Source organism: Pedobacter sp. UYP1, assembly GCF_040547305.1.
Lineage (GTDB): Bacteria > Bacteroidota > Bacteroidia > Sphingobacteriales > Sphingobacteriaceae > Pedobacter.
In genome coordinates this window covers 317,447-330,665 of the sequence record NZ_JBEPPL010000003.1, presented here as the reverse complement: position 1 = coordinate 330,665, position 13,219 = coordinate 317,447, and the positions used below count along the sequence as shown (strand labels likewise).

4 protein-coding genes are annotated in these 13,219 nt (G+C 42.9%); all 4 read left to right on the top strand.

Translation table 11 applies throughout. The features are described 5' to 3' along the window. The first annotated feature begins 46 nt into the window (after positions 1–46). The 4 genes from ABIB30_RS09255 (at position 47) to ABIB30_RS09240 (ending at position 13,212) form a co-directional block, all read left to right on the top strand. Positions 47–784 (top strand): LytR/AlgR family response regulator transcription factor, encoded by a 738-nt coding sequence (locus tag ABIB30_RS09255; protein WP_354301314.1) that lies wholly within the window; start codon positions 47–49, stop codon positions 782–784. A gap of 487 nt (positions 785–1,271) precedes the next feature. Then, the gene (locus ABIB30_RS09250) at positions 1,272–1,418 is read left to right on the top strand and encodes a hypothetical protein (RefSeq protein ID WP_354301313.1); all 147 of its coding nucleotides are present in this window, start codon (positions 1,272–1,274) and stop codon (positions 1,416–1,418) included. Between the two features lie 140 nt (positions 1,419–1,558). Further along, on the top strand, positions 1,559–12,217 hold the full coding sequence (locus tag ABIB30_RS09245) for a CLIPPER-2 domain-containing protein (RefSeq protein WP_354301311.1): 10,659 nt from the start codon (positions 1,559–1,561) through the stop codon (positions 12,215–12,217). A 23-nt stretch (positions 12,218–12,240) separates the two neighbouring features. Continuing rightward, positions 12,241–13,212: a PorP/SprF family type IX secretion system membrane protein gene (locus ABIB30_RS09240; RefSeq protein WP_354301309.1), complete on the top strand. Its 972-nt coding sequence runs from the start codon at positions 12,241–12,243 to the stop codon at positions 13,210–13,212. Positions 13,213–13,219 lie beyond the last annotated feature (7 nt).

Genomic DNA, 13,219 nt, shown 5'->3' with positions numbered 1-13,219 from the left:
GACACATTCAAATAACTGACCCTATAAACTTAATTAATATATTATTATGCCTATAAATTGTTTAGTTGTTGATGATGATGAAATGGCTTTATCCCATCTATGTGATCTTATAAATCAAACACCCTTTTTAAACCTTGTTTCCCATCATAACCATCCGGTTGCTGCATTGAGCGCCTTGGATAGCAATGATCTTCAACTGGTTTTCCTGGATGTTAATATGCCAGATCTTAGCGGTATCGAACTGGCCAGAATAATTAACAGTAAAGGAGAGCGGAATCCACCCCGTATCATACTGACCTCCGGATATGAGCGCTTTGCACTTGACGGATATAAAGTTAATGCTATTGATTACTTACTAAAGCCTGTGGAATATAAAGATTTTATTAACGCAGCTTACCAGGCTAAAAATATAATCGAACAGGAGTCTAATCTTAAAACGCCAAGTAAGGCGGATTATAATGACAATGATTTTGTTTTTCTAAGAGTGGAATACGAACTGGTAAAGGTTTATCTTAAAAACATACTTTATATCGAAGGATTTAAAGATTATGTTAAAATATATACAACAAATACCGATGGTTATATCAAGGCATTGACGACGATGAAAAAAATGGAGGAAAAGTTGCCAGTTAATTCTTTCATCCGTATTCATCGCTCATTTATTGTGTCACTGGATAAGATTGATTCCTTTACCGCTACCACGATAAAAATAAGCAAAGCGATGATACCTGTAAGCACGCAGTACAAGGAGATTTTTAAAAAATTTACTGACCGTTGGTTTTAAACCCTTGATAGTCTTTTTTCAATGCCTTAATTAATTTAAAAATCCGATTAACGGTTTGAATCAACCTTTCATCGGATGAAAACTTAAGCTGAACGGTTCAAACTATCAAATTGTAGGTTATTTAAACGAATGATAAGAACAAATGACTCACATTGTATAATTTATATTTAATTGATTACTTTTTGATTTAATGTTTTGTTTGTCAGGTTTTTATGTTTTTTGTTTGGCGCGCTGTGCCCCTGTGTTTTTAATCCTGTTTTATTTAAATAATTCTAATCATTCTCATTTAGAGAAAATTTTCACTTCAAGGTATTGTGTCTGTTGGTTTGATGTTTCTGTCCGCTCACTTACATCATGTGTCGAAACCATTAGAAGTCGTGAGGTGCATAGTGGTAAATTGTATGTGTAAGAATTTTATTATATGATGATAAATTCTCAGGGTGAATAACCTCGAAAAACTTAGAGTATCAATAAAATAAATCTAACTATGAAAAAACATCTACTTCTGACCTCTGAATCCATCCCTTTTGTCTTAATCCTTACTGCCCGGCAGTGGGTTAAAGACAGGATGGTGAAAAATAACAACTTTCTCAATCAGCTTCCAATTAAAAAAATCCGGCTTACTGAACCTTAAGTAAAAGACTTAGCGCCTGGCGCGATATTCAAATTTTCTTTTTTCCTGGACCTGATGAATTGAACTGATCAATTGCAGGCAAGGGATTTTTTTGCCCCGACTTTTTAAACGCAATATTTCAAAAATTAAATATAACTACCATGGCCACATCATTACGTTCTTTCCGGCTAAAAAACAACAGATTCGCCCGGAATTTGTGTTGCTTGTTTTTTATTTCAATCGGTTTGTTTATTAATCAAAAAGCATCTGCCCAGATTAATTTAGCACTCGGTAAAACAGTAACCTCCTCAAGCACTGCTGCGGGGTCATCAAATAATAACCTGGTAGATGGTAGCTTTTCTACGGTCGCATCTACCAATAATACGCAAACGGGAGCCAATGCCGAATGGTATTTAGTCGATTTAGGTGATGACTACTATATTGAAAATGTAACAATCGGTGCAAATCCAGCAAATCCGGTGGGAGCAAGACGGTTTATGATTGTTTCCTGGTCAAGTGGAGTAGCAGGCCCGGCAGGGCTTGGTATTGTGCCGCCTAATTACCTGACCGGTGGCGCAGCCGGGGGGGGAAGTACTTCCCTTTATAACCGGTTATCTTATCAACTTGGAAGCGCTAATAGCTCAAGCCCGGTATCTAATTTTGATGTCAAACCAGCAGGACAAAATTTAGGTGTTGCATTTACAAATAATAAGTTCGCTTTTAACTTTGGAACTCATAAAGCCAGATATGTATTGCTGCTTAATTTGCAAAGAGCTGCATTTGATATTAGCGAATTACAGGTATTTCAGAGTACAAAAGGTTCGGTAAGGACGTTTACCAATGGTGGATTTGAATCACAAGCCAGTCCGGGGGTAACGCAAACACCTGAAGGAACGGTTGCTGGCTGGAGTTCAACAGAAGTTGTAGGTGCTGTTGTTGATGGAGAACAACCCATAAACGGTGGATTTATAGAAATCTGGCGTGACAATACGGTCAATGGTGGAGCAGGAGTTGTCCGATCACGTACCGGAAATTATTTTGCGGAACTTAACGCGTTTGTGAGTGCTGAGTTAGATCAGGAACCCGTCTGCGTTTTGCAAGGCGAAACATTTACCTGGAGTTTTGCACACAGGGGCAGGCTCGGCGAAGATGTCATGGCTTTAAGGATTGATGATAAGGACGTTGCTACATTCTCTGATAACAATAGCCAGTCAGGTAACCACAACGGAACTTTATTGGCTACCGGCGTGGGTACAACTACCATCAAGGTAGGTGGCAATACACAAGCTACTGCAGGTACTATTGCCGGTAACGCAGACACCAGGGGATGGACACTCTGGACAGGAACATGGGTGAATACCAGTGGTGCCAGCAAAAAAGTTTCATTTGGATTTAGAGCAGTATCGTCTGCCGGAGGACAATTGGGGGCTGGTAATTTTATTGACGATGTAGGGCTAAGCTCACTTTCGGCTTTAGCCTCATTCAATACCTCAACGGCTTTTGGGCCAGAGAGCCAGGCGACTGCAAATCTTCCCAAAATCAGGCTTCAGGGTAATGTAACTCAAGCTAATTCTTCAATTAAACTTAATATTACTGGTGGAACTGCCACAAGAGGGGTAGACTATACCACAAAATTGAATGCAACCGACGCTGATCCAAGCAACACCGGTTTGATTACTATTCCAATACCTATAGGCAATTATGATGGTACCGACGCTACAGCACTCAGTTTAGCTCCATATATTAAAATCTTAACCGACAAAATAAGTCCGGAACCTGATGAAACCATTATAGGTGTTTTGCAAGACGCTGTTGGTTTAGTGGTAATCGGGGATGCAGGAGCATGTACAACTTCTAGTACAGCCGGGAATTTCAATTATACAATTACTGATACTCCGCCAATTGCGATAACCATAACGCCAACGAACGTCAGTTGTTTTGGAAGCAATAATGGGAAAGCAACACCTACTGTAACAGGCGGTACTGGCTCTTATACTTATTCCTGGAATACTACACCAGTACAAACCACAGCAACTGCCATTAACTTAATGCCGGGTACTTATACCTTAACACTAACTGATGCTGTTTCGGGTGAAGTAAATACCGCATCAACAATTATTACCCAACCTTTAGCGGCATTAGCTTCTACTGGTGTAATTACCAATACTACTGCACCAAAAGTCAATGATGGGGCTATAGACCTGACTGTGACCGGGGGCACAGCACCTTATACTTATCTTTGGAGTAATGGGGCTGTCACTGAAGATGTTTCAGGATTAGCTTATGGAACTTACACAGTCAATATAAAAGACGCTAATGGATGCTCGTCCAGTAATTCATTTATTGTAAAGGCTACTCCAAAAGCAACGGACGTTACCAGCGGTACTAAAATTTCCAATGAATCTGCCGGAACTGTAATTTCACCCTTAGCTGGTACTGATGCGGATGGTACAATAGCAAGCTATACGATTACCACCCTTCCACCATCAAATCAAGGAGTTCTGACAATGAGTGATGGGACACCTGTAACAACAAGTACTATTTTAACACCAGCGCAGGCCGCTGAGCTAAAATTTGTACCGAACAGCAGTTACATCGGCACGGTTACTTTCAATTTTACCGTCACAGATAATGACGGTTTAATAGATCCTGCACCAGCAACTTATACGCTGAACGTTGGATCACCTCCGGAAACGAAAGACGTAACCAATCCAACACCAATATCCAATCAGGCAACAGGGACAACCATTGCACCTTTAGAAAGTAGTGATGCTAAAGATGGAGGGACGATCTCCAGTTATACCATCAGTACCTTACCTGCCCCAGCGCAGGGTACGTTAACATTAGCTGACGGGACATTGGTGACCGCCGGGCAGGTTTTAACACCAGCACAGGCATCAGGTTTGAAATTTACAGCGACACCAGGTTATACTGGTCCGGCAACTTTCACTTATACCTCAACAGATAACGATGGTTTTATAGATGCGACTCCGGCAACTTATATTTTAAATGTAGTAAGGCCAACGTCAGATTTAGCGGTTACTAAAACCGCGAGTCCTAAACCGGCTGTAGCAGGGCAAGCCTTAACCTATACCATAACTTTAACCAATAATGGATCAGGTAGTTTGGTGAACAGTGATGCCTTAACCTTAACAGATAATTTGCCAGCTGGATTTACTGCAACAAGTTATCATGCGAGTGCTGGTACTTATACCAGCGCAAATGGCAATTGGACAGGTTTAACTTTAGCCACCGGGCAGTCTGCAACCATCACAGTTGCAGGTAATGTTTCCCCATCAGCTACAGGAACGCTGAATAACTCGGCAACTTTAACTTTACCTCCAAATATAACAGACCCTGCACCAGATAATAATACGGGAACCGATGTTACACCGATAAGCGAAAAACCGGTATTAGTCGTGGAAAAAACCGGCCCTGCCAGTATAACCGCAGGCAATATTGCTCAGTACAAAATTAAAGTGAGCAATACAGGGCCAAGTAATGCAGTAGGGGCGATCATTAGTGATCAGGTTCCAGCTACTTTGACTGGCGTAAGCTGGACAAGTACCGTTGCAGGTAATGCAACAGTAACTACCGGGGCTGTCGGAACAGGAAATAACGTTTCCTTGACAGGGAATATTCCAACCGGAGCTGCCAATTTCATTACCCTTACGGTTACCGGAACGCTGAGCTCAGGTGCTACAGGATCTCTGGTAAATACCGCAACGGCCAAACCAAGTCCGCAGCAACCAAACGGTACAGGTGGTAGTTCTGCATTTACCAGTACGATTAACAATACCACAGGAATTACGATTGCCAAAACGGCGCCGGCAAAGGCCACATCGGGAGGAGCAATCAACTATCAATTGGAAATTGGTAACAATGGGCCAAGTGATGCTGTTGCAGTAAATATTAATGATGCTATATTAGCGCAAATCAGTAATGTAAGCTGGACTACCCAGATAGCTGGAGGTGCTGCCATTATCTCTGGATCATCGGGCAATACAAATACACTAGCCATTGTTGCTAATATTCCAGCAGGATCAACAAACAAAGTTATCGTAAATATTACTGGAAATATAGCTTCATCTTACACAGGCACATTAACCAATACAGCATCAGCTACCCCACAGGGAGGGCCTGCGGTAACAGCAACTGCCACTACAAATGTAACGGCCTTACCAACCTTTGATTTTAGTAAAACAGGGCCTTCCAGTACACTGGCAGGTAGTCAGATTCAGTATATCCTGACTACCAAGAATACAAGTCTGTCTAACAGTACCGCTAGTTTCATTAGTGATGTAGTACCTGCATCCATAACTAATGTAACCTGGACAGCTACTGTGAAATCCGGAACGGCTACCATTACAAATGGTACTACCGGAACCGGGAATAATGTGGCTGTAACTGCAAATACTAATCCTGCCGCAATTATAGAAATTACTATCAATGGAACAATCGATGCTGGCTTTAGCGGGAATGTCTTTAACAGTGCGAAAATTTCGCCAGCAGAAGCAGGAACTATAGAAGTTATCTCTTCAACCAATACCACTGTACAACGTACGCCAAAACTGGCTATTCAGAAAAATGGCCCGGCAAACATAAAAGCAGGTCAGCCTATCACCTATACGATTACTGTAAACAATTCAAGTACAGCCAATGCAATAGGTAGTGTAATTACTGATGCTATTCCGACAGGGATCTTAAATCCAGCCTGGACAAGTACGGTGAATGGCGCAGCAACCATTACAGCAGGTGCCTCTGGAAATTCCAGTAATTTAAGTGTAACCGGAAATATCCCGGCAGGAGCAAGTAACGCTATAGTGATTACGGTAACTGGTATAGTAGATCCATCACAGACTGCTACTTTAGTCAATACCGCTACAGCTACTCCATCCGAACCAGGAAGCACACCTGCAACTTCAACTGCTGTGAATACGCAGGTAACTTTAGCACCTGCTATCAGTCTGAATAAAACCGGCCCTGCCACAATTGCTGCCGGCCAGCAAATTACTTATCAAATTGATGCCATTAATAATGGGCCATCAAACGCAAGTAATCTGGCCATAGCCGACCTGATACCAAATGAACTAACCAATGTGACCTGGACTGCTACTGCTGCCGGAACATCAATCATTAATGGCAATGCAACAGGAACAGGGAACACCCTGAATATCAATGCTGATCTCAAAGCAGGTAACGCCAACAAAGTAAGTATTGTGATTACCGGAGCTATCGCACCAGGGCAAGTTGCCACTGATATTTCGAATACTGCCACAGCAACTCCAGGCGAGCCTGGTATTCCTCCAGTCAATTCAAATACGGTTAACACGGCGATTACTGTGAAAAGCGGACTTTCTGTAGTTAAATCTGGTCCGGCTACTGTAGATGCTGGTGGTCATATTACCTACACCTTATTAGTCGGAAATAACGGGCCGAGTAATGCTGTCGGAGCTTTCCTTCAAGATAAGCTTCCTGCCGGTATTTCTGGTATTACAGCTACCAGCAGTACCAGTGGAACTGCCAGTGTAACCACTCCGGTAAATGTGACTTCTAATTTGTTGACTTTAACAGGAAATATATCCGCAGGAAATGGGAATTCTATTTTAGTCACCATCAACGGGAAAGTAGAAGTGACAATTGCAGCTCCATCAATTACCAATACAGCAACAATAACACCAGCTGGCGGATCGCCAATTCCTTCCAACCCGGTAACCAGTACAATCTCACAAACAGCAGATTTAAAAATCACTAAAACAGGCCCGCAAAAATTGATTGCGGGTGAAAATGTGACCTATACATTGACAGTGAGTAATGCTGGCCCATCAAATGTTACAGGGGCGGCTATTGCAGATGCAGTACCTTCATCAATCATCAATACGACATGGGTGGCAACTGCGACTGCCGGAGCTTCTGTCAGTGCAGCAAATGGTACTGGAAATAACATCAGTATAACAGGTAATTTACCTGCAAGTACCACAGAAAGTATTACTATTACTATTCACGGAAAAGTAGACCCCACCTTTACAGGGACTACAATTGCGAATACAGCAACAGCAACTCCTCCTGCCGGCGTTACCGATCCATCTCCAGCTACTTCTACCGTAACAAGTACAATCACCAGAATTGCCGATGTATCGATGAGTAAATCTGCGCCTGCCAATGCTGGTGCCGGAGAATCAATTATTTATGTATTACATATTACAAATTCGGGTTTAACAACAGCAGTCAATACCCATGTTGTTGATAATTTAGACCCCCGCATTGAATCCGCTACCTGGAATGTGACCAGTATTTCTGCTGGTGCCACTACCACGGTAAACTCAGGGTCAGGTAGTATTGACTTAGCTGCTGATATACCTTTTGGAGGATTTGTAGATATTACCATTAACGGAACTATCGCTGCGGGCGCTTCGGTTGGAGATAATATTCCAAATACTGCTTCTGCTACTGTTGACCCTTCGATTACGGATTCAAACCCCGCTGATAATACCACCACTGTGGGTACCCTGATCAGAGCGAACGCTAACTATAGAATTTCTAAAGCAGGGCCCAGCACTGTAAAAGTTGGCGAGACCATTACTTATACCATTTTAGTTGAAAATACTGGTGTAAGTGATATCACAGGAGCTATTATCAAAGATGATTTGCCAGGAGCGATAATCAATACAACCTGGACAGCCACAGGCGCTAATGGAGCCGTTCCATCAGTAGCGAATGGATCAGGCAATATTGACATCACAGGTAATCTTCCTGCAAATAATGGTAAAATTACCATTGTAGTTACAGGCTTGGTAACCCCTGCGGCCGATATGTCTATCGTCAATGTAGCCACAGTACAAGTTTCTCCGGATCTGCCAATAGAATCTTCTAAAACAACGGCAGTCATTAAATCGGCAGACGTTTCTATTTCGAAAAGCGGGCCGGCAAATGTAGTCTCAGGCGACAATATCACTTATACGCTGGTAGCCGCAAATAACGGCCCGGCAGATGTATCAAACCTGGTTGTCAAAGACGTGATGCCAGCCGCACTGCAAAATGTAACCTGGAGTGTAGTATTAAGTGGAAATTCAAGCTTAGCAGCCGGAGGTACACTGACTGGAAATGGAGATGTCGATCTTCCTTTAAATATTCCAGCAGGAACGTCAAATTTTGTGACCGTCACTATTACTGGAAAAGTCCCTTCTAATACTTCAAACGGTCAATTGGTAAACACTGCAAACATTGATTTAAATGCTGCGGGTGGCATCACAGATTATAATTTAGCAAATAATGCTGCTACAGTAAATACGACAATTACCAGCGATCCAATATTAAATGTTGAAAAAACAGGGCCTGCAAATGCTGATGCTGGAGGTGCAATATTTTATACGATCCGGTTAACAAATAGTGGTTTAAGTGACGCAACAGGTGTTAAGTTATCAGATTTGGTACCAGCACAAGTAAACGTTAGCGGATGGACGACCAGTATGGAAGGAGCCGCAACGATTACTACGGGGGCTACAGGAACCGGAAATGATGTGAACATAACCGGCGATATTCCTGCAGGAAGCGGAAATGCAATTGTTGTAAATATTACAGGCACAATAAACGCCTCATACCGTGGTAATATCAGTAATACAGCCTATGCAGAAACAGCAGATGGGACACCAGTTCCGTCCAATCCTGTAACTACTGTTGTAGGTCTGAAAGCCGGACTAACGATTGTTAAAAATGCACCAGCTCAAATTGCAGCAGGTGAGGCTATAACCTATACTATTCAGGTTAACAATACCGGGCCGAGCGACTTGTCTGCTAACGTAATTACGGATGATGTACCAGCTGCAATAACCAATGTGACCTGGAGTGCCACCGCAAATGGTGGTGCTAAGCTCAATACTGGTGCCACTGGTACAGGTAATACACTCAGCTTAAACGCAGATTTACCTGCAAATAGCGGTGTATTGATAACCATTACTGGTATTGTGCCAGGCAATTATACCGGGACGTTAGAGAACTTTGCAACAATTACACCTCCAACAACCAGTGGTGTACCACCAGTTACTTCAACACCAGCCATTACAACAGTCACTCAGGAATCTAAATTGGTTTTCTCTAAAGGAGCACCAGCAACAATTTCTTCCGGACAAAAAATAGTCTACACTTTAACCCTTGAAAATACAGGGCCATCTGATGCAACAAACAGTATCATTGCCGATGTTGTTCCAAATCAAATATTACCAGCAACCATATCCTGGATAGCGATTGCTACCAATGGCGCAACCATAAACAGTGGAGACAGCGGTAATGGAAGTGCAAATGTGAGCAGCGATGTAAATGTGCCAGTAGGTGGGAAGGTAGAGATCAGAATTGAAGGGACCATAGATCCGGATTATACTGGTAACTTAACTAATACTGCGACCGTTACACCAGACAATGGAACAGGCACACCTATTCCTTCTACAAGTACAACCACTGTAGCTGCCCAGTCAGATCTGGTGATTACAAAATCTGCTCCGGCACAGTTAACAGCAGGGCAGGACATTACTTACAACATTCATGTTAAAAATAATGGGCCAGGTAACGCATCCGGTGTTGATATTTCGGATGTTGTTCCAACTGGTATTGAAAATGTAAACTGGACTGCAAATGCACAAGGACTGGCAACAATTAACGGAGCCAGTACCGGGACAGGAAATGTAACCCTCAATGTGAATATACCAGCAGGTGCAGCTGATGGAATGACGGTGACTATTACCGGAAAAGTGAACGCCGCTTTTTCTGGTGACCTTGTTAACCAGGCCACGGCAGCAGTTTATGGCTTAACACAAACCGCTACGGTAACGACCAGCATTACCCGCAGGCCAGTACTCAGCATCACAAAAACTGGTTCAGCAAGTGTAACCCCAGGTAGTGCCATAACCTATCAGCTTATTGTCAAAAACACGAGCGAAAGTGACGCCTTGCAAGCGGTTATTCTGGATCATATTCCAGCGGGCGTAGAAAATGTAAAATGGATAGCAACTGTTCAGGGATCGGCCAAAATAAACGGGGCTGCCGATGGCACAGGTGATGTAACTGTCAATGCTGATATTCCAGCCGGAGCAGCAAACCTGGTTACTGTTGATATTACAGGCACACTCGCCACTACAGCCACAGGTTATATCGTGAACAGCGCGACTGTTACACCTGCTGAGTCTGCAGGAAAAGATGTCAAAACTTCAACAGAAGTAAATACAGCTGTTAAACCTGCCGGTGAGCCAGATGCAGCGCGGACGCTTACAGCTACTCCTGTAAACATTCCAGTCAAAAGCAATGATGCAAATTCAGACACTTATACTGTAATCAAGGATAGCGATCCTGTACACGGAACAGTAACGGTAAATGCAGACGGTACCATAACATATACACCAGCAGTGGGCTTTACTGGAACTGATAGTTTTACCTATAGGTTGGAGACACCGGAAGGCACACTTTCCGATCCGATAACCGTGGTAGTCACTGTATACAATGCAAGTTTTAGCTTGCAAAAAGTGGCAAGCACAGTTCCAGTGTCCATTGCGAAAGATGTGATTAATTACACTTTAACACTAACGAATACAGGGCAGTCTGTTTTGAATAATATTGCTATAACAGACACTGGCGCAGATGCCGGGTCAATTACGCCAGCGAACATTGCCACACTGGCAATGGGGGCCTCAGCTACAGTAACAGCCAAGCATACTTTGACACAGGCTGAGGTAGACAGTGGAAGCTACAGTAACCAGGCAAGTGGAAATGGTAAAGATGAAGACGGGAACCCTATTTCCTCAAAATCCGACGATCCTTCGACACCTGTAATTGGCGATCCTACCGTGGTCACTATCCAGCAAAAACCTGGACTTACGTTAGTGAAAACAGGCACACAATCAACAAATGGTACTCAAATGGTTTACCAGTTCCTGATTAAGAATACAGGTAATGTTACCCTGAATACTTTTACGCTGAACGATGCCAAACTAGGTATTGCCAATGAAGCGGTCACTATTGATGGAGGATTAGCGCCAGGGGCGAGTACTACAATTAGCAGAACCTACACCCTCACGCAGGCTGATCAGGATTTAGGGACAGTAACCAATACTGCCAGTGTAACTGCTAAAACCCCTTCTGGAGCAGATGTAACTGATATTTCTGGAACTGAAGAAAATAATGATACGCCTACACTAATTAAATTGAAGGCAATACCAGGTGTCTCCATTGTTAAAACAGCCACCTTGTCAACGAATGAAACTCAGCTGGTTTATCAGTTTGTAATTAAGAATACAGGGAATGTTACCCTGAATACTTTTACCCTGACTGATATCAAATTAGGCATCGCCAGCGAGGCGATAATAATTGCGGGTGGACTTGCACCAGGTGCAAGCACTACTTTGAGCAAAACCTACACACTTACACCGGCCGATATTAATTTGGGTACAGTAACCAACACAGCCAGCGTACATGCGAAAAGCCCTGATGGAAAGGATATAAGTGATATCTCCGGAACTGCCGAAAGTAATGATACGCCAACTGTAACTGCCTTGCCATTCCCTGATATCACAGTTCCAAACCTTTTCACCCCAGACGGTGACGGACGGAACGATACATTCGAAATCCGCGGACTGGACAGGTACGAAAAGAATGAGCTTATCATCGTTAATCGTTGGGGAAATGAGGTTTACAAAACCTCTGGTTACAAGAATACCTGGCTGGGAGATGGTTTAAGTGAGGGCACCTACTATTACCTCTTAAAGCTTAAAAAGGATACCAATAGTGAGTGGAAAGTATTGAAAGGGTTCATTACACTAATGAGAAATAAATAAGGACGATGTATAATAAGATTCATATGAAAAAGAGCATATTCATCATTTTGGCAGCTGTGGTACTCATGGGCCATGCTGCCAAAGCCCAGCAAGATGCACAGTACAGCCAGTATATCTTCAATGGGATTTACATTAACCCGGCATACGCAGGATACAAAGAGGTATTAAACCTGCATACTTTTTACAGGAACCAGTGGACAGGTATTGAAGGCTCTCCTAAAACGTTGTCTCTGGCAGTAGATGCGATTGCAAATGATGGAAATGTAGGGCTGGCATTGCAAGTGGTCAATGATAAATTAGGCGCACAAACTAACACTTCTACCTATGCCAGTTATGCTTACCGGTTAAGGATGAATGCCGATGGCAGTTCCAGGCTGGCCTTTGGCTTAAGCGGGGGAATAACGCAATTAGGTTTGGATGCTAGTAAATTGCATCCTAATGACCCGGAATATAGTATAGGAAACGGCAACAATAACGTCATTCTTCCCGATGCCAGGGTAGGTATCTACTTTTCCAACAACCAATTTTTTGCGGGTCTTTCTGCTGATAATCTTATTTCCTCCCGGTATAGTGATTCAAAGTTCAAGGATATTCCTAAGCCGAGCATCCACAGTTACCTGACTGCGGGGATGCTTATTCCTTTGAGTACGGGTATCCAATTGAAGCCGTCTTTCCTTTTTAAAGAGGACTTTAATGGGCCTACCAGCCTTGACCTGAATGCCTTTATGCTATTTGGTGAAAAACTATGGATTGGCGGATCTTATCGGACGGGCGTTAAGCTGTGGGATAAGAAAAACCTGCAAAAAGACCTGAGCAGATTGAATTCTGTGGTGGGGGCGATTGAGGTTTTTCCGACAAGTTCATTGAGAATAGGTTATGCCTACGACTTTAGCGTAGGGCCTTTACAATCTTATAGTGGTGGAACCCATGAAATATCAATTGCCTTTATGTTCCGCAGGGGAGAGATGAGAATGACTACACCAAGGGTATTTTAAGTATTAA